The 20,224-nt window shown below is 62.2% G+C and carries 23 protein-coding genes; 13 read left to right on the plus strand and 10 right to left on the minus strand.

The window, feature by feature from the left end; all coding sequences use genetic code 11:
* The first annotated feature begins 33 nt into the window (after positions 1-33).
* The 5 genes from hemB to HMPREF2781_RS10255 are packed head-to-tail and all read left to right on the plus strand — an operon-like array spanning position 34 to position 4,676.
* Positions 34-1,011: a porphobilinogen synthase gene (gene hemB / locus HMPREF2781_RS10235; RefSeq protein WP_070645783.1), complete on the plus strand. Its 978-nt coding sequence runs from the start codon at positions 34-36 to the stop codon at positions 1,009-1,011.
* 10 nt (positions 1,012-1,021) lie between these two features.
* Entirely contained in the window at positions 1,022-1,720 is a 699-nt protein-coding gene (locus HMPREF2781_RS10240) for an MFS transporter (RefSeq protein ID WP_070645785.1), read from the plus strand.
* A complete protein-coding gene (locus tag HMPREF2781_RS10245) occupies positions 1,717-2,214 on the plus strand; it encodes a tellurium resistance protein TerC (RefSeq protein WP_070645786.1) in 498 nt (165 codons plus the stop codon). The genes HMPREF2781_RS10240 and HMPREF2781_RS10245 overlap by 4 nt, the downstream gene beginning before the upstream one ends.
* Positions 2,215-2,252: 38 nt before the next feature.
* Entirely contained in the window at positions 2,253-3,293 is a 1,041-nt protein-coding gene (gene hemE, locus HMPREF2781_RS10250) for a uroporphyrinogen decarboxylase (RefSeq protein WP_070645787.1), read from the plus strand.
* Positions 3,294-4,676, plus strand: a complete 1,383-nt coding sequence (locus tag HMPREF2781_RS10255) for a protoporphyrinogen oxidase (protein ID WP_070645788.1) — start codon at positions 3,294-3,296, stop codon at positions 4,674-4,676.
* On the opposite strand, the gene HMPREF2781_RS10260 is transcribed toward HMPREF2781_RS10255, so the two are convergent.
* From HMPREF2781_RS10260 to HMPREF2781_RS10280, 5 genes are all read right to left on the minus strand, one after another.
* On the minus strand, positions 4,673-4,927 hold the full coding sequence (locus HMPREF2781_RS10260; protein WP_070645789.1) for a Txe/YoeB family addiction module toxin: 255 nt from the start codon (positions 4,925-4,927) through the stop codon (positions 4,673-4,675). The two genes, HMPREF2781_RS10255 and HMPREF2781_RS10260, sit on opposite strands and share 4 nt — an antisense overlap.
* 5 nt (positions 4,928-4,932) lie before the next feature.
* Positions 4,933-5,190 (minus strand): type II toxin-antitoxin system Phd/YefM family antitoxin, encoded by a 258-nt coding sequence (locus tag HMPREF2781_RS10265; RefSeq protein ID WP_070645790.1) that lies wholly within the window; start codon positions 5,188-5,190, stop codon positions 4,933-4,935.
* Between the two features lie 68 nt (positions 5,191-5,258).
* Positions 5,259-6,770: an ATP-binding cassette domain-containing protein gene (locus HMPREF2781_RS10270; protein WP_070645792.1), complete on the minus strand. Its 1,512-nt coding sequence runs from the start codon at positions 6,768-6,770 to the stop codon at positions 5,259-5,261.
* A gap of 85 nt (positions 6,771-6,855) precedes the next feature.
* Positions 6,856-7,875 (minus strand): ABC transporter permease, encoded by a 1,020-nt coding sequence (locus tag HMPREF2781_RS10275; RefSeq protein ID WP_246821842.1) that lies wholly within the window; start codon positions 7,873-7,875, stop codon positions 6,856-6,858.
* A complete protein-coding gene (locus HMPREF2781_RS10280; RefSeq protein WP_070645795.1) occupies positions 7,872-8,450 on the minus strand; it encodes an ABC transporter ATP-binding protein in 579 nt (192 codons plus the stop codon). Before HMPREF2781_RS10280 ends, HMPREF2781_RS10275 begins: the two co-directional genes overlap by 4 nt.
* A gap of 386 nt (positions 8,451-8,836) precedes the next feature.
* On the opposite strand from HMPREF2781_RS10280, the gene HMPREF2781_RS12655 reads away from it, so the two are divergent.
* Together HMPREF2781_RS12655 and HMPREF2781_RS12660 are read left to right on the plus strand one after the other, a co-directional pair.
* The gene (locus HMPREF2781_RS12655) at positions 8,837-9,064 is read left to right on the plus strand and encodes a hypothetical protein (RefSeq protein ID WP_210386031.1); all 228 of its coding nucleotides are present in this window, start codon (positions 8,837-8,839) and stop codon (positions 9,062-9,064) included.
* A gap of 21 nt (positions 9,065-9,085) precedes the next feature.
* Positions 9,086-9,460 carry a Fic family protein gene (locus tag HMPREF2781_RS12660; RefSeq protein WP_210386032.1) on the plus strand — a complete coding sequence of 125 codons (375 nt, stop codon included), beginning with the start codon at positions 9,086-9,088 and terminating at the stop codon, positions 9,458-9,460.
* Positions 9,461-9,469: 9 nt separating this feature from the next.
* Here the strand turns inward: HMPREF2781_RS12660 and HMPREF2781_RS10290 are convergent, their stop codons facing one another.
* Entirely contained in the window at positions 9,470-10,309 is an 840-nt protein-coding gene (locus tag HMPREF2781_RS10290) for an NAD(P)-dependent oxidoreductase (RefSeq protein ID WP_070645837.1), read from the minus strand.
* Between the two features lie 72 nt (positions 10,310-10,381).
* Between HMPREF2781_RS10290 and HMPREF2781_RS10295 the strand changes: the two genes are divergently transcribed.
* Entirely contained in the window at positions 10,382-10,696 is a 315-nt protein-coding gene (locus HMPREF2781_RS10295) for a DMT family transporter (protein ID WP_070645797.1), read from the plus strand.
* A gap of 33 nt (positions 10,697-10,729) precedes the next feature.
* On the opposite strand, the gene HMPREF2781_RS10300 is transcribed toward HMPREF2781_RS10295, so the two are convergent.
* The 4 genes from HMPREF2781_RS10300 to HMPREF2781_RS10315 form a co-directional block, all read right to left on the minus strand.
* The gene (locus tag HMPREF2781_RS10300; RefSeq protein WP_070645798.1) at positions 10,730-12,025 is read right to left on the minus strand and encodes an ABC transporter permease; all 1,296 of its coding nucleotides are present in this window, start codon (positions 12,023-12,025) and stop codon (positions 10,730-10,732) included.
* On the minus strand, positions 12,022-12,696 hold the full coding sequence (locus tag HMPREF2781_RS10305; RefSeq protein ID WP_070645801.1) for an ABC transporter ATP-binding protein: 675 nt from the start codon (positions 12,694-12,696) through the stop codon (positions 12,022-12,024). Before HMPREF2781_RS10305 ends, HMPREF2781_RS10300 begins: the two co-directional genes overlap by 4 nt.
* Positions 12,693-14,303: a permuted SH3 domain-containing protein gene (locus HMPREF2781_RS10310; RefSeq protein WP_070645803.1), complete on the minus strand. Its 1,611-nt coding sequence runs from the start codon at positions 14,301-14,303 to the stop codon at positions 12,693-12,695. The genes HMPREF2781_RS10305 and HMPREF2781_RS10310 overlap by 4 nt, the downstream gene beginning before the upstream one ends.
* A gap of 125 nt (positions 14,304-14,428) precedes the next feature.
* Positions 14,429-14,908 (minus strand): hypothetical protein, encoded by a 480-nt coding sequence (locus HMPREF2781_RS10315; protein ID WP_070645805.1) that lies wholly within the window; start codon positions 14,906-14,908, stop codon positions 14,429-14,431.
* Between the two features lie 203 nt (positions 14,909-15,111).
* Here HMPREF2781_RS10315 and hemL point away from each other — a divergent pair, with 203 nt between their 5' ends.
* Genes hemL through HMPREF2781_RS10340 form a run of 5 tightly spaced genes read left to right on the plus strand, consistent with a single transcriptional unit; the run spans position 15,112 to position 20,141 of the window.
* Positions 15,112-16,446 (plus strand): glutamate-1-semialdehyde 2,1-aminomutase, encoded by a 1,335-nt coding sequence (hemL, locus tag HMPREF2781_RS10320; protein ID WP_070645807.1) that lies wholly within the window; start codon positions 15,112-15,114, stop codon positions 16,444-16,446.
* Between the two features lie 31 nt (positions 16,447-16,477).
* Positions 16,478-17,086 carry a histidine phosphatase family protein gene (locus tag HMPREF2781_RS10325; protein WP_070645809.1) on the plus strand — a complete coding sequence of 203 codons (609 nt, stop codon included), beginning with the start codon at positions 16,478-16,480 and terminating at the stop codon, positions 17,084-17,086.
* The gene (locus tag HMPREF2781_RS10330; protein ID WP_070645811.1) at positions 17,086-17,694 is read left to right on the plus strand and encodes a TlpA disulfide reductase family protein; all 609 of its coding nucleotides are present in this window, start codon (positions 17,086-17,088) and stop codon (positions 17,692-17,694) included. The genes HMPREF2781_RS10325 and HMPREF2781_RS10330 overlap by 1 nt, the downstream gene beginning before the upstream one ends.
* On the plus strand, positions 17,691-18,497 hold the full coding sequence (locus HMPREF2781_RS10335; protein ID WP_070645813.1) for a cytochrome c biogenesis CcdA family protein: 807 nt from the start codon (positions 17,691-17,693) through the stop codon (positions 18,495-18,497). Before HMPREF2781_RS10330 ends, HMPREF2781_RS10335 begins: the two co-directional genes overlap by 4 nt.
* 12 nt (positions 18,498-18,509) lie before the next feature.
* Complete coding sequence (locus HMPREF2781_RS10340; RefSeq protein ID WP_070645815.1) at positions 18,510-20,141, plus strand: cytochrome c biogenesis protein ResB; 1,632 nt, start codon at positions 18,510-18,512, stop codon at positions 20,139-20,141.
* The last annotated feature ends 83 nt before the right edge of the window (positions 20,142-20,224 follow it).

Raw genomic sequence — 20,224 nt, forward strand, 5'->3', positions numbered from 1 at the left:
ATTTTCTCGTAGCTCAAAGGAGAGTTTTTACTCATGAGCATTGCTCGCCGCCCCCGCCGCCTACGTCAGAACCCGGCTTTTCGGGATTTGGTTGCGGAAACGTCGCTGCGCCCCTCCGACCTCATCCTCCCGATGTTCGTGGTCGACGGTCTGAATGAACCCCGTGACATCCCCTCCATGCCGGGCGTGCAGCAGCACAGCCTGGATTCCCTCAAGCGTGCCGCGCACGAGGCTCTCGATGCCGGCGTGACCTGCGTTGACCTCTTCGGCGTGCCGCGTGAGGAAGACAAGGACGCGACCGGCTCCGTGGCCTGGGACCCACAGGGCATCCTCAACGTGGCGATTGCGGAGCTGCGCCAGGAATTCGGCGATGACCTCATTGTCATGGCGGATACCTGCCTCGATGAGTTCACCTCCCACGGCCACTGCGGCGTGGTCGATGACCAAGGCCGCGTGCTCAACGATGAAACCGTGGAGCTTTACCAGGATATGGCCCGCTCCCAGGCCCGCGCTGGTGCACACATGGTCAGCCCGTCCGGCATGATGGATGGACAGATTGCCGCCATCCGTGAGGCCCTCGATGAAGCCGGCCACGAGGATGTTGCGATCATGGCCTACTCGGCCAAGTACGCCTCGGCCTTCTTCGGCCCCTTCCGCGATGCCGTGGGTTCGTCCCTGGAGGGCGACCGCCGTACTTACCAGCAGGACCCGCGCAATTTCCGTGAGTCCATGCTGGAGGTAGACCTGGACATCGAGGAAGGCGCGGACATCGTCATGGTTAAGCCTGGCCTGCCGTACATCGATGTGCTGGCCGGTGCTGTCGAGCGCTCCTCCGTGCCGGTAGCTGTCTACCAGGTCTCCGGCGAGTACGCGATGATTCAGGCCGCTTCCCAGAACGGGTGGATCGATGGCGAGGCCGTTATGCTGGAGTCCTTGACCGCGTTCAAGCGTGCGGGCGCGGATCAGATCCTGACCTACTTCGCCACGGACGCCGCCCGCTTGCTCAAGTAAAAGGAGAATCGTGACGTTCAGCCCGAACACTACGCCGTCGGCCCACAGGCCGGCGAAGCAGGATACGGAGCCGGATAAGGAGCAGACCAAGCGCACCGAAGCCGTCTCCCTCATGCTCAAGGTGTGGACCGTTGCCTTGGTGCTCGAGGTGGTGCACCTGGTCTTGAGTATCGTGCTGACCCTGCTGAATAGGGAAGAGCTCTTTGCCCAGGCCCGCACTACGGCGGAGTCCGCAGCGGAGAAGTCCGGGCAGGACGTCAGCGATGCCCTCGTACAGCTCGTGGGCTATGGCTCGGTGGCCTTCAGCTCGCTGATTTCACTCGCCATCGTGGTGCTGTTGGGCATCATGCTGGGCTTTATACACAAGAACTCCAAGGCAGCCGGTACTGGCCGGCGCCTGTGGTTTGCCTTCTCCCTCTACTTTGGCCTCCGCGTGCTCATCGTCTTCATCAGCAGCCCCGCCGGGGCGAGCGCGCCGGATTGGCTCTTCCTGCTTGATGGTGCCGTGCAGATCCTCGTCGGCGTGGCGGCCGTGATGGGCTTGATGTTCTCCACCAAGGAAGAGGTACTTGAATACACCGGCGAAATGGAGCAGCTGCGCCAGATGCGCAAGGAGATGGAGGAGCAGCGCCGCCAGGAAAACCTGGAGGAGCGCGAGAAGAAAAGCAAGGACAGGGAGAAAGAGGACAGCAAGGACGGCAAGCGATGAGCGAGCGCCCCGGCCCCGCGGACTATAACCGTCGCCCACGCCGCCCTAAGAAGCAGGGCGAGCAGGACTTTTCCACTTGGCCTTCCCAGCTGCGCATTGCCTACTGGGTCTGTGTCATCGCCGCAATCGTCATGCTCACCGCCGGGATGGTGGGCCTCTTCGGCTCCTATACATCGGTGACGAACACCCAGCTCAGCCCAGAGCAGGTGGACTATATCCGCTTCAACACACGTTTCACGGCCATCTCCAACGTGGTGGGTGCCGTCGTCATTGCGGCGTGCTCCGCGCAGCTGGCGAGTGGCTCGATATGGGCGCGTCGCATCATTACCGCGGTGTCTGCTTACATCATGTTCGTCAGCATTGCGGCGCTGATCGCGGGCGTGGGCGGGCTGCTCTTGTTGCTTATCCCGATGGCGCTCATGGTGGCCATCTACTTCCTCTTTCACCCGGATTCGACGGCTTTCATTAAGGCCCGCCGCGACCAAAACTCCTGATTGGCGCCTACTCCAACTTTTGATTCATAATGGACGGTATGTCTCGACTGTCTGATGCGCCGCTGATTGCTGCCGCTACTGGCCACACGCCCTCCCGCCCGCCCGTTTGGTTCATGCGCCAGGCGGGGCGCTCTTTGCCGGAGTACCGCAAGGTACGCGAGGGAATCAGCATGCTGGATTCCTGTTTCATGCCGGAGCTCCTGGCGGAGATTACCCTGCAGCCGGTGCGTCGCCACGATGTTGATGGCGCCATCCTGTTCAGCGATATCGTTGTCCCGCTCAAGGCAGCGGGTGTCGGCGTGGAGATCGTCCCCGGCCGCGGCCCCGTCATGGATGCACCCGTGCGCACCAAGGAGGACGTGGCCAACCTGCCTATCCTCGACGTTGATGTGCCAGAGGTACGCCAGGGCATTGAGATCATCCTGAGCGAGCTCACCGACAAGCAGGCCCTCATCGGCTTCGTCGGCGCGCCCTTCACCTTGGCCAGCTACCTCATTGAGGGCGGCCCCTCGAAGAATCACGAGCGCACTAAGGCTCTGATGCATTCCGATCCGGATACCTGGCACCGCCTCATGCAACGCCTCACCCCGACGATCATCTCCTTCCTTCAACTCCAGCTGGATGCCGGCATTGACGCCATGCAGCTCTTCGATTCCTGGGCGGGCTACCTCAACGAGCGCGATTACCGCGAGTTCGTGCTGCCTTATTCGGAGCAGATCCTCAAGGTTGCAGAAGGCCGCGTGCCGCGCATCCACTTTGGTGTGGGGACCGGCGAGCTGCTCGGCGCGATGTCGGAGGCTGGTTCTGAGGTCATGGGCGTGGACTACCGCGTGAGCATGGATGCCGCCGCGGCCCGCGTCAACGCGGACATTCTCCAGGGCAACCTCGACCCGGCTCTGCTGTTCGCCGGCGAGGATGCGGTGCGCAAGGAAGTACACGCCATCAAGGCAGAAGTAGATGCCGCCCGCGCGGCAGGGAACCTGCGTGGACACATCTGGAACCTTGGCCACGGCGTGCTGCCGACCACGGAGGCGGAGGCCATTACCCGCGCCGTCGCCATCATTCACGAGGAGGGCTAAATGAAGATCGCGATCATCGGTGCGGGCCTAGCGGGCCTCACCGCGGCATGGGAACTCAAGCAGAACACGAAGGGCCCCCACGACATCTTTGTCTTCGAAGCAGCCGACCGCATCGGCGGCAAGCTGCACACCGTGGCCTTCAACGGCGGCCCCACGGACATGGGCGCGGAGGCCTTTATCCGCCGCCGCCAAGACGCCGTGGACTTCTTCACGGAGCTGGGCCTGCAGGATTCCTTCGTGGAGCCCAATCCGGAGCTGCGCCCGCGCGTGTATACCGGTGGCGCGCTGCACTTCCTGCCGCAGGGCGGGGTCATGGGTATTCCTTCTGAGCCGCAGGACTTCTTCTCCGAGGCGATCAACGAGCGCATCACCAACGAGCAGCCCTTCGAGTGGGAAATTGGCGGGGATGTCTCCGTGGGTCAGCTCGTGCGCCAGCAATATGGCGATGACGTGGTAGACCACGTGGTCTCCGCGCTGCTCGGTGGCGTTTACTCCTGCTCGGCCGATGACCTGGGCCTGCGCGCCACGGTTCCGCACCTGGCGGCCACGCTGGACTCACTGGCCAAGGAAGGACCCGTCACGCTGTCGGCAGCTATCAAGCAGATCGAGTCTGGCCGCAGCCCGGCCGAAGGTTCCGTCTTCGGCACCTTCAAGGGCGGCTACGCAGAGCTTTACGAGGCCCTGGCTGAGAAGTCCGGCGCGCAGATTCACCTGGACGCCTTTGTTTCTGGTGTGACGCGCAAGGGCGATGCCTTCGAGGTCAAGGGCGCGCCGGGGGATATCGGTCCATTCGACCGCGTGCTCTTTGCCACCCCGGCTCCCACGACGGCGCGCCTGCTCAAGGCCGTGGCCCCCGAGGCCGCCCAGAAGCTGTCCACCGTCCAGCTGGCCTCCTCTGTGGTCGTCGGTTTCAACTTTGCCTCCGCCACGGATCCGGAGGGCAATGCGCTTCCCGACGCCACCGGCATCCTCGTCGCCTCCGACGAGCCCGACGTGCGCGCCAAGGCCTTCACGCTCTCTTCTAACAAGTGGCCGCACCTGAACGAGCGCGAGGGCTTCCTCGTGCGCGCCTCCTTCGGCCGCTTCGGGGATGATGCCCTCGTGCGCGCGGAGGAGGATGATCTCGTGGACTATGCCCTCGATGACCTGCAGAAGATCACCGGTTTCGACGGCCGTGCTAGTGGCGTGGAAGAGATCTACACGCAGCGCTGGTTCGGCGGCATTCCCCGCTATGACGAAAAGCACCTGGCCACCGTTGCCGCCGTGCGTGCCGCGCTTGCCGACGTCCCCGGTATCGCCACCGCCGGCGCCTGGGCCGATGGAGTCGGCGTGCCCGCTGTCATCGCCGGCGCCCGCGCTGCCGCGCAAGTACTCGTTAGCTAGTAGTGGTATCTGCACCCAGCAATCTCAATTGTCGCGCCCTTAATGCGATAGATCAGTCGGTGCTCTTCGGTAATTCGCCGAGACCAGAACCCGGACAACTCGAATTTGAGAGGTTCGGGTTTTCCTATTCCTTCGTTGCCGTTTCGCGCAATGTCCTTAATGAGGTTATTGATTCTCTTGAGGAACTTCTTGTCGTGAGACTGCCACCAGAGGTAGTCCTCCCATGCTTCCTCTGTCCACGAAAGAATCATGGAGCTTAATCTTCCTCAATGAGCTCGTGTTCCGTTGCTTTCCCCGTATTGAGGCTCTCAATGGAGTCAAGTAGGCGCTGGGCATTGCGAGGGGAACGCAGAAGGTAAGCAGTTTCGCGAAGAGAGTTGTAGTCATCGAAGGAAACGATGACTGCAGACTCATGACCATTGCGAGTGATGATGACTTCCTCGCGGTCATCAACAACCGACTGCAATACTTCGGCGTACCGTGCTCTCGATTCCGAGTAAGACATGGTCTTCATAAGCGATCTCCCTTCTTGTACAAGAAACTGTACAACGAAAAGAGGATGGGCGCTAGAGAAGTTTCAGTTTATGGGGCCACGTGAACAGCGCGCGTCAGGTTGAGCCGCTCGCACACGTGCTCATCGTGGCTGACCAAGATGAATGCTCCGCGGTAGCTGGTGAGCACCTCAACCAGCCAGTCGGTGGTGGGGATGTCGATGTTGTTCGTCGGCTCGTCGAGAAGCAGGAAGCGCGGGGCTGGATCGCTGAGCAGGACGCGGGCGATTTCGACGCGGAAGCGCTCGCCACCAGAGAGTTGTCCCACGGGCTGGTGGATCTTGTCGTTGATAAAGAGCATCTGGGCCAGCTGGTCGCGCAGGAACTGCGGGTCCGCGCTGGGGTTGGCCTCCCGCACGATGTCGAACACCGATTTCTCTTCAGGCAAGACGATGCGCTGGCGGATGTATCCGCAGGGCAGCGCGTATTCGACGTCGCCGCGGACAATGCGGTTGAGGAAGGTGGTCTTGCCGCTGCCGTTGGGCCCGGCGAGGCGAACGCGCTCGGGGCCAGTGATGCTGAGCAGATCGCTGACGAGCACTCGGGTGCCCGCGGGCAGCTCTGTGCCGGGGAGGTCGATGTGGACATGGGTGTCGTCGCGAAGCGCGCGCTGTGCCTTGTCGTGCGCCGACTGGGCGGCAGACACTGCATCGTTGGCCTGTTGAGAACGCCCAGCGGCGGAGCGCTCGGAACGGTTCTTGTCCAAGCCCATGGCCATGCCGGGTTTGCGCTTCGAGGCGGCGAAGTTCTTGCCGCGGCGGGCATCGCGGGCGATGCGGGTCTGCATAGCGGCGCGCTCGCGGATTTGTTTGCGGTGCTCGGCCTTGGTTTCCCTGACCTTGGCCTGCGCGGAATCCTGTTCGGTATCAATCGCTGCACGGTAAGAGGAGTAGTTTCCCTCGAACTCACGGAGTGTGCCGTGGTAGAGCTCCGCAATGCTGTCCGCGTGCTCGAGGAGTTCGCGGTCGTGTGAGACGACGAGAACCGGCATTGGTGCGGTGCGAATGAGTTCGAGTAAGCGCTGGCGTGATGAGGAGTCCAGGTTATTGGTGGGCTCGTCGAGGATCAGGAAATCCGGCTTGCGGAAGAAGGCTGCAGTCAGCGCCACGGTCACTGCTTCACCGCCAGATAAAGTACCAATGGTGCGCTCTAAGAGGAAGGGGATACCTGCGGCGTCGAGAGCCGCTTCGATGCGCTCTGCCACATCCCACTGCTCACCAACAGTGGTGGCGAGCTCTTCTGAGTATTCGCCAGCCTCAATGCGGGCAATGGCGCTGAGGATCTCTGTTGCGCCAAAGACATCGGCGATGGTGTCAGACGTGTGGAGGCCTAGGTCTTGGTCGACATAGATGACTGAGCCCGCGGATACGGTTCCCGAAGTCGGAGCAATGAGGCCAGCAAGTACCTTGGCTAGCGTTGATTTTCCGGAGCCATTCGCCCCGACCAAGCCCGTGAAGTGGGAGGAAAAGGAGCCGGTGAGGTCCGTGAAACAGGGGGTGCCGTCGGGCCAAACGACGGTGAGATGAGAAAAAGAAATAGGCATGAAGAAATCCACCTTCGAGTAAGTCGCGCAAAAAGAGTGACGTCGAATTAGGAAAAAATCTTCATGCCTGAAAGGCTAGCCCCGGCTAATACCCGAGCGCAAGGGCCGCCACGCCAAAACCGAGGGCGCCGCGGGCAATGTAGTGCAGCACCTCGGGGGAGAAGGAGACGCCGAAACCGCCGCTATCCAGCATGGACATGCTGTCTACCCGTGCCGGGCGGGAACGCTTAAACGACGCCCAGCTAAGACCGGCGATGATGAGCGCCACTGCGATGGCGGAAAGATTCCACACCAAGAGGAGGATACCGGCACCAAGGAGCGCTGTGCCCACAGAAGCTATAAGGGGAAGGCCCCAGTCGGGCCATGCATCGTCGCTGACGCGGCCGAAGGAGGCGGCGCGCCCAACCGCCGCACCGACGATGCTCCACGCGGACATGAAGCCGACGATGGCCAGCGCCCCGAACTGTGGGGCGAACCCCAACGACAAGCCGAGGGCCGCGAGCGCACCGACGCCGATGTACCACCGTCGTCCCAAACGACGGAAGAAGAGACTCATTAACGTCGATGGCGCATGGGCGCGACGAGGAATCCACGCGGATTGGCTCGCAATGGCATCAGAGGTGACTTCCGAATCGAGAAGGCTTAGGCCAGAACCGCCGACCAGGCGCGTGCGCCCAGCGCTGAGTAGCGAAGCCAGCGTGAACGAGCGCCACCCCACGACGAAACGTAGGGCCGGGACTGCTAGCGCGAACCACGGGGATAGCCCGGTGGACACGCAGATGCCGAGTCCCAAGACTCCGAAGCCGACCAGCTGCGCCCACGTGATCCAGTCCGTGCCGCGGAGCCGGCCGCGCGGGCGATCAACGTACACCCAACGCTCCCGCGATAATGCGCGCAGGGGATAGAGAACCTCGGTGAGCACCATGAGCGCGAGCAGTCCCACGACGGCGGCAATCGGGGCGACGCTAGTTAGCGCGATGCGGGCCGGGATGATAGGCAGGACGGCGCCGACTGCTTGCCAGCCTGTATAACCGAAGCCGATGACAATGCCGGCGAGGATGAGATACCAGATACCATCGCCCAGCCGGGACAGTACGCGCATCATAGCTGTACCACCTCGTCGCAGGCCTGGGTGATGGTGTCGGAATGCGAGGCCACGACGATGCAGTGATTCTCCTCGTCGGCTAGGTGACGTAATTCGCTGGCGAGGAACTCGGTCCAGGCGGCGTCGAGGTGGCGCTCGGGCTCGTCGATAAGCACTGCACGTGCCGGCTGGTACAGCTGCGCGGCCAGAAAAACGCGCTGGCGCTGGCCCGAGGACAGGTGCGAGGCAGGGTGCGGAAGGAGAGGCTCAAGCGCCCAGAGTTCGCAGAGCTTGGCGACGTCCACCCCTGCCGCTTTCCCCATCAAGTCCAGGTGCTCGCCCACAGTGAGGTCGGGGAGGAAAACCGGCTCGGCCACCGTAATCACAGCACCCGGCTGTTCCTTCGTGCCGATAGGATGTCCGTCCCACTCCACTGATCCATCGAGAGGGGCAAGCTCTCCGCCGAGCGTGGCCAGCAACGTGGATTTACCGGAACCGTTGGGCCCAGCGAGGCCATAGATGCGGCCTGGGGCGAAGTTCTTTTCAAGGTGTCCAAGGGGCGTGGAATGCCCATAATTGGCGTCGATGGAAAGCATTACTGAGCGGCGAGCTCCTCACATTGGGCGGCTAGATAAAAGTTAAAAATTATTGATGAAGTTTAGCAAAACGCACGCCCTGAACGTTGTCCTAGTGATGGGAAACGCCCTTGGGATTAGCGTTATGAGCTGCTAAAATGAGAGAAAATGTAGTTGAAAACTCGGGAGGGCAGCAATGTCGGAGCCTATTCAAATTGAAAGCAGCAGTAGTAGCGGCCGTAATCCGTTAGCGTTGAGTGATGCTGCGTTACGTTTAGCAGGCCACGATGTGACTGATGAGTACGTGCGCCAGCTAGGCCGCGAGATAGCCGCAGGGACACTATCTGCCGACGAAGCAATCGCTCGTGTGCGGTGTGCTTCGCTGAAGTAGAGCGCGGGGGAGAAACATGAGCGGGGGCTGGGAGAACTATTTCATTCCAGGGACCAAGGTTCTGAAGAATCGCTTGGGGTTAGATGACGCAGAAGAACTACGGATCTTGGAAGAAAAGCTTGTATTTCTTCGGATGACCGAGTTGGACTCGGCACCTGTGGAAGGTGCTTTTGATTATGCGCATTTCAAGGCCATACATCGACATCTTTTTCAGGATGTGTATGAATGGGCGGGTGAAGAGTGAACTGCCCCTACAGACCAGTTCATGATTAAGGCTGGGCATGCCTACTACCCGGCGGGACCGGAAATGACGAAGGCAGCAGAGAAGCTGTTTGCGGGGCTTGCGAAGGACAATTTTCTGCGTGGTCTAGGGTTTGATGATTTCGTAGCCAAGCTGGCGGAGCTGTGGGGTGAGCTCAATGTGGTGCACAGCTTTAGGGAAGGGAATACCCGCACACAGACGGTGTTCTTTGACGCGCTGGTTACGGCGGCAGGATATCAACTCGACGTGGAGCGGCTAGCGAGTGATAGCCGCGTGCGCGCGGAGTTTATTGCCGCGCGCTTTCACAGTCAGGACACTGGAGATAACGCGCAGCTGGAGGAGGTGCTGCGCGGGATCGTCGCACCGCAGGGCGGCTAGAAGCCGGGTTTATCCCTTGTTGCGGAAGACGAAGATGGAGGAGAAGTCCTGGTCGCCGTGGCCCATGGCCTGCTGCTCCTCAAAGCGCTCGATGGCGGCGGCCACTGCCGGCAGCGGCTTGTTGGCGGTCATCTCCATGAGCTTGGCGTCCTTGCACAGGGCGTCCACGGTGAAGTCACCCGGAGTGGTGTTGCGCTCGCCGGTGATGAACGGGCCCTTCATGTTCTTCATGAAGGCCAAGCCGGTGATGTCGAGCATCTCGAGGACGACTTCGGAATCGAGACCCTCAGACTCACCGAGGTGGAGTGCTTCGAGCACGCCCTCCGCGGTTACGGCAAGGGCCAGGTTGGCCAGGAGCTTGCCAATCGCTGCGGTGGCGGCGGATTCTACGCCGATGAGCTTGTTCTCGTCGGCCCAGGACTCGGCGATGGTCATGGCGAGCTCACGGCGGTCGTCGTCAGGCGTGCCCACGTAGACGCCGAGCTTGCCCTCGCGCGCTGGGCCCAGTGAACCAACGACGGGCGCGTGGACATAAGAGTCAACCGCGGCGGAGAACTCGCGGGCGGCATCGGGGGAGACGGTCGTGGTATCGATCCAGGTCACGCCCTCCGGGATGAGGTTGGTGTCAATGACTCGCTCACGGATGTCATCGGGCCCAAAGAGCGAGGTGATGATGACCTCTGCGCCCTCCACGGCGGCGGTGGGGGAATCGGCGAGGGCAGCGCCGGCGTCGACCAGCGGCTGTGCGCGCTCGGCGGTGCGGTTCCACACAGTGAGCTCATGGTTCTTGAGAAGGTGTCGGGCGAGCTCGGTGCCCATGCGGCCAGTACCAAGGAATGCAATCTTCATGCCGCCCAGTGTGCCATCATTGTGGGCAGGATCGCCGCGATTCATGCGAGCCCCGGACGAGGGAGGCTGGCTATGTCGTGGTTCGTGTTGATCTTCTCCGGTGCCTTCGAGGCCGTGTGGGCAGCGGCGCTGGATAAGTCGGAGGGCTTTAGCCGCCTGTGGCCCTCAGTGATCTTTTTCGTTGCCTGCGCCATTTCCATGGGTGGGTTGGGCTGGGCCATGAAGTCCATCCCCGTGGGCACGGCCTACGCGGTGTGGGCCGGCGTGGGCGCGGTGGTCACCGTCATTTACTCCTTCGCCGCCGGGCACGAGGCGGCAACTGTCTGGAAGGTGCTGTTCCTCGTCATGATCATTGGCGGGATCGTGGGCCTGAAGGTAGTGCACTAGGAGGCGTCGTCGTTTGAAACGACGACGCGGGATTTATTCGTAGCGCAGTGCCTCAATCGGGTCCAGCTTCGCAGCCTTGCCCGCAGGGTAGTAGCCAAAGAAGAGGCCAATAGCCAGCGAGAAGAGCAGCGAGAGGATGACCGCCCACAGTGGCGGCGCTACGAGTGAGCCGATGGCCGCTGCGCCCGCCATGCCGGCGGCGCTGCCGATGGCGATGCCGATGAGTCCACCGATGAGGCAGACCACGATGGCCTCCGTGATGAACTGGATGCGGATATCACGGCGGCGTGCGCCAAGCGCCTTGCGGATGCCAATCTCGCGGGTGCGCTCGGTGACGGTGATGAGCATAATGTTCATCACGCCAATGCCGCCGACGAGCAGCGAGATACCGCCGATGGCCGCGAGCACCAGGCTCATCGTGGTGAAGATCTGGTTCAAGGACGCGAGGTCATCGCTGAAGTCGGTCACTTTGACCATGTAGTCCGGGTTGTCCTTGTAGTAGCTATCGAAGACGCGCTGCAGGTTGCTGGCTACCGCGGCCTTGTCCAAGTCTGGGTTGCCGCGAACGGTGACCTCGCTGAAGGCGGTGCCGGCACCGGGGGAATCGGAAAGCTCGGCTTCCAGCGGGTAAGGAACGAAGGCGGATTGGCTGGGGCCACCGCCTACAAGAGGGCCGGTTTGCGGTTCTTCAAAAACACCGATGACGGCGAGTTCAATGGGGGAGGCCTCCTGGCTTTCAAAACTCACGTATTGGCCAATAGCGTCTTCAGGAGCGCCGAAGAGATTGGTGGCGGTTTCCTTATCCAGCATGGTTACTGCCCGGCTGGAGTCGATATCGTCTTCGCTGAGGAAGCGCCCGGCCACGATGGAATAGGAGGAGCCTGAGACATAGTCCGGGTTGGTCGGGCGGATGAGGAGGTTGGCGGTCTCCTCCCCGGATTCGCCCTCGACTACGAGGGTGCCGGAATAAGAGCTGTATTCGCCGATATTGATGCCGGCGATCTGACCCCCCATGACTTCCTTGGCGCGGTCCAGCATGTCCGGGGTGAGCATCGCGGATTCGTCTTCGACATAGCCGCCGCCCATGAAGGGATCGTCGGCTTCTTCCTCTTCGCCCTCCTCAGGGCGCTCCTTGACCTGAACGGTGAAGTTATTGGCGCCGACCTTGTCCAAGTCTTTTTGAACCGAGGCCTGCAAGGAGTGGCCGAGCGTGACGATGGCGATCACCGCGGCGATGCCGATGATGACGCCTAAGAGTGTTAGCGCCGAGCGCATCTTGTTGGTGCGCAGGCTCGTCAGCGCCATCTTGGTGGATTCAGCAAAATTCATGACAGCACACCGTCCTTCATCGTGACGGTACGGCTGCATTCATCAGCCAATTCCGGGTTGTGGGTAATGAACAAAATTGTTTTTCCATGCGTGCGGTGCAGTTCGTGGAAGAGGTCCATGACCATGCGGCCGGTCTGCGAATCCAGCGCGCCGGTGGGCTCGTCCGCCAACAGAATCTCCGGCTGGTTGGCCAAGGCGCGGGCCACCGCCACGCGCTGCTTCTGACCACCGGAGAGCTCATTGGGCAGATGGTTCATGCGGTCACCCATGCCGACCATCTCCAAAAGCTCTTCCGCGCGCTGGGTGCGCTCGTGGGATGAAACGCCCGCATAGACCATGGGCATCTCCACGTTCTTCAGCGCGGACATGCGGCCGATCAGATTGAAATTCTGGAAGATGAAACCGATTTTTTGGCCGCGGAAGGAGGCTAGTTTGTCGTCGCCAAGCGCCAGCGCATCCACGCCAGCCAGCTGGTACTCGCCGGCGGTGGGGCGGTCGAGGAGGCCGATGATGTTCATGAGCGTGGATTTGCCGGAGCCGGACTGGCCCACGACGGCTACAAATTCGCCTTCGTCCACGCTGAAGTCGAGGCCCGGGATGACGGTCAGCTCGCTGTCGAGGCCCTCGTTGAAACGTTTGACGATTCCCCGCATCTCAATGAGGCGGCTCATGCGTTCTCTTCCGCATCATCGGAGCCATCGACGGAGGCGGACATGCCGACCATGTCCTTGTGCGTATCCGCCTGGCTGATGACGGTCTCGCCCTCCTTGAGGCCGGAGGAGATGGCGGCGGAGAAATCAGATTCGCTGGCGATCTTCACCTCGCGGGCCTGGATCGTGCCATTGTCGATGACGAGGACCTTCTTCTTGCCGCCTTCTTCATAGATGGCGGAGAGCGGCACGGTGATGGCGTCCTTATCCTTCTTCGTAATGATCTTCACCTTCGTGGTGGAACCGAGGCGCAGGCCTTCGCGGTTGCCATCGACGCGGATATGCACGGGGAATTCGGGCTTGGAGGAACCAGATGGTTTGCCGGAGCCGCCCCCTGCGCCGGCCTCGACGTCGGGTTGCTCAGCGGTAGGAGAGATGAAGGTGACCTTGCCTTTGTACTCCTTGCCAGGGCTGGATGGCGAGGTGAATGAGACTTCATCGCCGACCTTGATGCGGGCGATATCGCCCTCCTTGACCGTGGATTTCACCAGCAGGGAGGAATCATCCGCCACGGTGAGGATGGGGCCTTCGGCGGGCATGCCGGCTTGGCCATTAACGGCGGTGACAACGCCCGCCAGAGGGGAGCGCAGGTCGGCTTGGGAGAGTCGGTACTCTAACGGCCCATTTTCCTTGGCATTATTCGCGCTTGCCGACGCCGCCGATTCCACCGCGTGGTTCACCGCCTGGGACTGGGAAGAAATCTGCTGCTCGATGGCCAGGTTGCTGGCTTGCAGCGCGCGTTCGGCATCGGCAACCGCTTGGTAGGAGGAAGCGGTGGCGCGCTGTTGCTCGCCCAGCTCGCGGTCGATACCGCGGAGGACGCGGCCATAGGATTCCTCGGACTGCTTGAGCTGGCGCTCAGAGTCCTGCACTGCCTCATCGGAGTCCAGATAGCTCAAGAAAGCGCTGGCGGTGTTGAGGCCGGAGGGATCCTCGGTGGCGGTGCCGAGGGAGGCCAGTGCGGACTGGAAAGACTTGGACTCCGCATCGCGCACGCCGGAGCGCGCCTGCTCGACGGCCGCGCGGGCTTCGGCAACCTCGGGGCGGTCGCCCTTGGCGGCGAGGGCATCATCGAGCTTGCGCTGCGCCTCGGCGTACTCGGTCTGCGCCGAGTTCACGGCGGATTGTGCGCTGTTGACCTCCGGGTTGAGGCCTTGGTCGAGGGAATCCTGAAGCTGGCGCAGCTGGAGTTGGGCGTCCTCGATTTGGTGGACGGCCTCGAGCTTTCCTGCCTCTTGGGAGGTGCGCTGGGCTTCGAGCTCGCGCTCGGTTTCGGTGGTGTCCATGCGGCCGAGGAGCTGCTGGGCCTCGACGCGGTCACCCACCTTCGCGTCCAAGGACTGGATGGGGCCGGTCAGCGAGGTGGTCAGCGAGAGTTCGCGCTCGGCAGAAACGGTGCCGGTGGCGGAGACGGAACTGATGAGGTCTTCTTTTGCGGTTTTCGTGACATCGGTTGCGGTGAGCTGAATATCGGAAGACCCACTGGTCAGTGCGTACATTCCACCGCCGCCTGCGAGGAGAACCGCGGCAATAGCGCCAGCAGTGATGCCGAGAGCTTTCTTGTTCATGAATCCCTTACTGTCAGGTTAACGCCGTCATTGAAAATCGGCTTCAGATTAACTCTTGGGATTGCTTCCTGTCATGTACAGCGGGGGAATATAGGAGGTAGATCAGGGTCTACCCTTAGAGGTTTTTAGAAGGGAACATCGATGCGGATATCCTCTGCGCGCGGCAGCGGGGGAAGCGTCGGCATCTGGTCGATGCCGTCCTGGACTTCTGGAGGGATCGGTATAGAGGTGGGGATCTGCGGCGGCGGGGGAAGCTCGGGCTGAGGTTTGGGTCGCTGCGGTGGGGCCGGGCGCGGTGCTGGTGCGGGCGCGGGCGCTGGGGCACGGACGGTGACGGTTTCTACCTGTGGTGATGGTGCCTCAACCGTCGTGGGTGCGGGAGCTGGTGCCTGGGCTTCAGGTTCCGGTTCGGCTGGGGCGGGAGCAATAGATGTGGTGTCGCCCAAGCGGTTGACCGGCTGGGGGACCGCATCCGGCTCCCAGGACGTCGGTTGGGCCGAGGTGATGGGACTGGGTTCGATTCGCGGAGCGGTTTCTGCCTGCGTAGCAGCACAGGCAGAAAGCGGAAGGCAGGCAAGAATGACAAGAAATCGGCGTGAAGCCATGGGAATCCCCCTTAAGTAGTGCCTCTCCGCAGCGCACCCCAGCGCCGAAATAAAGAAAGGCAGGATCAACAGTGTGCTGCCAGCATAGCGCCACAGTGACGGGTGCGCAGCGCGAGTGTGTCGAGGGCGCGCGCGAGGCTTTGGAGGAGCGACCGTGGGACACGAGGGGAGTCCAACTTTTGTATAGGGCTAAAACCGATACAATGTGGGCTATGCCTAACTCCAGCCAGCGAAATCAGCAGAATACGTCCCAGTCCGCCGAGTGGTTCGAGCGCGCCACCAAGGTCACCCCGGGTGGTGTGAATTCCCCGGTCCGCGCCTTCGGATCCGTGGGCGGCCAAGCCCGCGTCATCGCGCGCGGTGAAGGCTCGCGCCTCTGGGATATCGACGGCAACGAGTACGTCGACCTGGTCAGCTCCTATGGCCCGATGATCCACGGCAATGCCCACCCGGCCATCGTGGAGGCAGTGCAGAAGGCGGCTACCGACGGCCTCTCCTTCGGCGCCCCGACCGAGGGCGAGACGCTGTTGGCGGAGCACATCGTCAAGCGCACCGCCGTGGAGCAGGTGCGTCTGGTCAACTCCGGTACCGAGGCCACCATGTCTGCTGTGCGCCTGGCCCGTGGTTTTACCGGTCGCGCCAAGGTACTCAAGTTTGAGGGCTGCTACCACGGCCACGTGGATGCGCTGTTGGCGTCGGCTGGCTCTGGCGTGGCCACTTTCGCGCTCCCGGATTCCCCGGGCGTGACCGGCGCTTCGGCTGCGGACACGATCGTCGTCCCCTACAACGATCTTGACGCGGTCCGCGAGGCCTTTGCCGCGCACCCGGGAGAGATCGCGTGCATTATCGCCGAGGCAGCCGCCGGCAACATGGGCACCGTGGCGCCGGAGGAAGGCTTCAACGCGGCGCTCAAGGAGATCGCGCATGCCGACGGCGCCCTGCTCATCCTCGATGAAGTCATGACCGGCTTCCGTACCTCCTACAAGGGCTGGTTCGGCGTCGATGGGGTAGCGGGTGACCTGGTGACCTTCGGCAAGGTGGTCTCCGGCGGCCTGCCGGCCGCTGCCTTCGGTGGTCGCGCCGACGTGATGGCTTCGCTGGCACCTTCGGGCCCCGTCTACCAGGCGGGCACGCTGTCCGGAAACCCGGTAGCGATGGCCTCCGGTCTAGCATCCCTGGAGCTGGCCAACGAAGAGTTGTACCCGCGCCTGCAGGCCAACGCGGACTGCCTGACCAGCCTGATAACGGCGGCACTTGATGCCGCCGGCGTGGCACACCACATCCAGCGCGCGGAGACGATGTTCTCCATCCGCTTCGCCGAGGGTCAGGGTCGCAACTTCGCCGACATGCAGGCCGCCGATACCTGGCGTTTCGCCCCCTTCTTCCACGCACTGCTGGAGGGCGGCGTCTATGTTCCGCCGTCAGCCTTCGAGACTTGGTTTGTCTCTGACGCGCTCACGGACAAAGATTTTGAGGTAATCGAGGCAGCTCTCAAGCCTGCCGCCAAGGCCGCTGCCAGCGCGCAGCGCCCGCAGTAAACAGACCATTTGAGGGGATAGACACAGGCATATGTCCACCACCATCGTCCACTTCGTCCGCCACGGCGAGGTTTATAACCCGGATAAGATCCTCTACGGGCGCATCCCGGGCTATCACTTGTCCTCCCGTGGGCATTCCATGGCCGCACGCACGGCGAAAGCCTTTGAGGGCCATGACGTGACCTACCTGGCGGCCTCGCCGCTGCAGCGCGCGCAGGAAACCGCGCTGCCGATTGCGCAGGTGACGGGCTTGGAGGTGGACGTCGACAAGGGCGTCATCGAGTCCGGCAACCGCTTCGAGGGCCTGCGCACCAAGGGCTGGAACTCGCAGCTGTGGAACCCGCAGCGCTGGCCGCTCATGGTTAACCCGCTCAAGCCTTCGTGGGGAGAGCCTTTCGAGGAAATCGCCGCACGCATGATGGATGCCGCCGAGCGCGCCCGCTCCAAGGCAGAAGGCCATGAGGCCATCGTGGTCTCCCACCAGCTGCCCATCGTCATGGTGCAGCGCACCGTGCTGGGCAAGCGCTTAGCCCACGCACCGTGGAACCGCGAGTGCGACTTGGCCTCGGTGACCTCGTTGGTCTACCGCAACCGCGAGATCATCGATATCTTCTACTCCGAACCGGCACAGGACATCTAATGGCGCACAGAACTATCCGCGCCGCCGCCGTGGCCGGTGTCGTTGCTGTGTTTGCCTTAGCTGGCTGTACACAGAGCGAGGAGAATGCACAGAACGCCGTTGCTTCCGGCGGCACCTTCGAGTTCATTTCACCCGGCGGGCAGACCATCATTCGTTACGAGGAAGCAGACCGCAAACCACTCAAGGATTTCTCCGGTGAGGACCTGCGGGATGAGTCCACGACGATCAAGCTCTCAGATTTTCAGGATCAGATCGTCGTCCTCAACTCCTGGGGTCAGTGGTGCGCGCCGTGCCGCTCCGAATCAGATGACCTCCAGGCCATCCACTCGGAGCTGCAAAAGCGCAAGGTCGGCACCGTGCTAGGCATCAATGTCAAGGACTTCAACCCGGAGATCTCCCGGGACTTTATGGCCGATAACGGCCTGGAGTACCCCTCCATCTACGATCCGCCCTTCAAGACGGCCGCGGCCCTTGGCGGCGTTCCTACCTCCGTGGTGCCCACCACCATCGTGTTGGATAAGCAGCACCGCCCCGCCGCAGTCTTCCTGACGGAGATTACGGAGAAGGATGTCCTCGAGGTCGTCGACGAGCTGGAGAAAGAACAGTGATCCTTGCCGCTGACGGCGTGGGACAAAGCTTTGCTGATGCCGCCGTGTCCGGCCCGTTCCTTATCGGAGTGCTCGCCGCCGCTGTGGCCGGGTTGGTCTCCTTCGCCTCGCCATGTGTGGTTCCACTGGTTCCGGGTTATATCTCCTACCTCGCCTCCGTGGTGGGCGGAGAGGTTAGTTATGACGAGGAGCTGGGGGTGGGCGTCGGCAAGCGCCGGCGTTGGGCCGTGGTCGGTGCCGCAGCACTCTTCGTGCTGGGCTTTACCATCGTGTTTGTCCTCGCTACGGTGTCGGTTTTCGGTGCCATTTCGGCGCTGACGCTCAACGCGGACACCCTCATGCGCGCCGGTGGCATCATCACCATCCTCATGGGTGTGGTGTTCATGGGCGTGGTGCCGGTGCTGCAGAAGGACACGCGCATGGCACCGCGGCGCTGGACCACGTGGCTGGGCGCGCCCCTGCTCGGCGGGGTTTTCGCCCTGGGCTGGACCCCGTGCCTGGGCCCCACGCTGGCCGCCATCCTGTCCGTTTCTTCCGGCACCGAAGGGACCACCGCGCTGCGCGGCACGATCCTGATCATCGGCTACTGCCTGGGCCTCGGCCTGCCCTTCCTGCTCGTGGCACTGGGCTCCGCCAAAGCCATGCGCACCGTGACCTGGATGCGCAAACACTCCCGCGCCATCCAGATTGTTGGCGGCATCGCCATGATCCTCGTCGGCTTGGCGCTGCTGACCGGGCTCTGGGCAGATTTCATCAACGCCATCCGCCAGTGGACCGTGTCCTATGGCGCGACGCTGATTTAAAGGAGAATTTTCGTGAGATATATCCGCAAGGCCTGGCACTGGCTGACCAGCATGCGCACCGCGCTGGCGCTGCTCTTCCTGCTGGCCATTGCTGCCATTCCGGGCTCGCTCCTGCCGCAGCGCTCGCTCAATGAGTCCAACGTCAATGACTTCATTGAGACCAACGGTAAAGTGGCGGAGATCTACGATAAGCTGCAGCTTTTCGACGTCTTCTCCTCCGTCTGGTTCCAGGCCATCTACGTCCTGCTCATGATTTCTCTGGTGGGCTGCATCATCCCGCGATCGTGGGATCACTACAAGGCCTACCGCACACCGCCGACGCGCGCGCCGAAGTACTTAGAGAAGATGCCGCTCAACGCCACCGGGCACTCGGAGAAATCCCCGGAGGAGATCGCCGCGGCCACCAAGGCCATGCTGAAGAAGTGGCGCGTCAATGAGGTTTCCCCGGAGAAGGATCGCGCGGGCGCGCAGTCTTTCTCCGCCGAGCGCGGCTATGCCCGCGAGCTGTGCAACCTCATCTTCCACATCGCGCTCGTGGCCATCCTGCTCACCATGGCAGCCGGGCGCTTGGTGCACTACGAGGGCCAGGTCATCGTGGTGACGGAGAAGAATTCCCAAGGCGAAACCCAGGAGCAGCCGCAGTCCACGGAGTTCTGTAACACCTCGACCTCGGTCTATGACTCTTTCCGCGCGGGCCCGCTTTTCGACGGCACCGGGCTGCACCCCTTCTGCTTCCTGGCCCACGACTTCACCGCGGACTACCTGCCCAATGGTCAGGCGGAGATGTTCACCTCGAACGTGTCCTATGCCGCGGGCGACGACATCTTCACGGACCCGGAGACCTGGGAGGACTACCAGCTGCAGGTCAACCACCCGCTGCGCATTGAGAGCAACCGCGTCTACCTGCAGGGACACGGCTTTGCGCCGACGATGACGGTGGAGTGGCCAAATGGTGAAAAGCGCACGCAGACCATCCAATTCCAGCCCAATGACACCACGTTCTTCCTCTCCTCGGGCGTGATGCGTTTCGACCCGCCATCGGGCATGTACCCGGACCTGTTTGAGCGCCGCCAGAACCAGATCGCTATCCAGGGCCTGTTCGCCCCGACCGCCGAGTGGTCCGGTGAGAACGGCAAGCTGCTGCAATCTTCCTACCCGGCGATGCTGGATCCGGCGGTGGCCATCGATATCTATCGTGGCGATGCCGGCCTGGATACGGGTACCCCGCAGTCCTTCTTCTCCCTCGATTCCAACCTGGTCCACACGGGCCAGCTGCAGAAGATCGACCGCGTTAATTTGAATCAGGGTGAATCGGTCACGTTGGACGACGGCACGAAGATCACCTTCGACGGCGCCTCCGAGTTCGCGAACTACCAGGTTTCCTACGACCCCTTCCAGAGCTGGGTTCTGGTGTCCGCGCTGGTCATGTTGGTATCCCTGGTCGGCTCGTTGGTGATTAAGCGCCGCCGCGTGTGGGTGCGCATCCGGCCGGGCGCCAACGGCGGCACCGACATCGAGATGGGTGGTCTTGCCCGTACCGACCGCGCCGGCTGGTCCGAGGAATTCCACAAGCTGCACCGCGAGCTCTTGGAGTTGCCGGATCCCGATGACGTGGAGGAAGACGAGCTCTACTCCGCCGACTAAAGGCGCGGATTGCATCCTTCAAAAGTTGGATACTGCAGCGGTTGAGGGGTAGCCTTATGTGCACCATAAATCTCTCCGCTCAT

The organism is Corynebacterium sp. HMSC062A03, from assembly GCF_001811145.1.
GTDB classification, from domain to species: Bacteria; Actinomycetota; Actinomycetes; order Mycobacteriales; family Mycobacteriaceae; genus Corynebacterium; species Corynebacterium aurimucosum.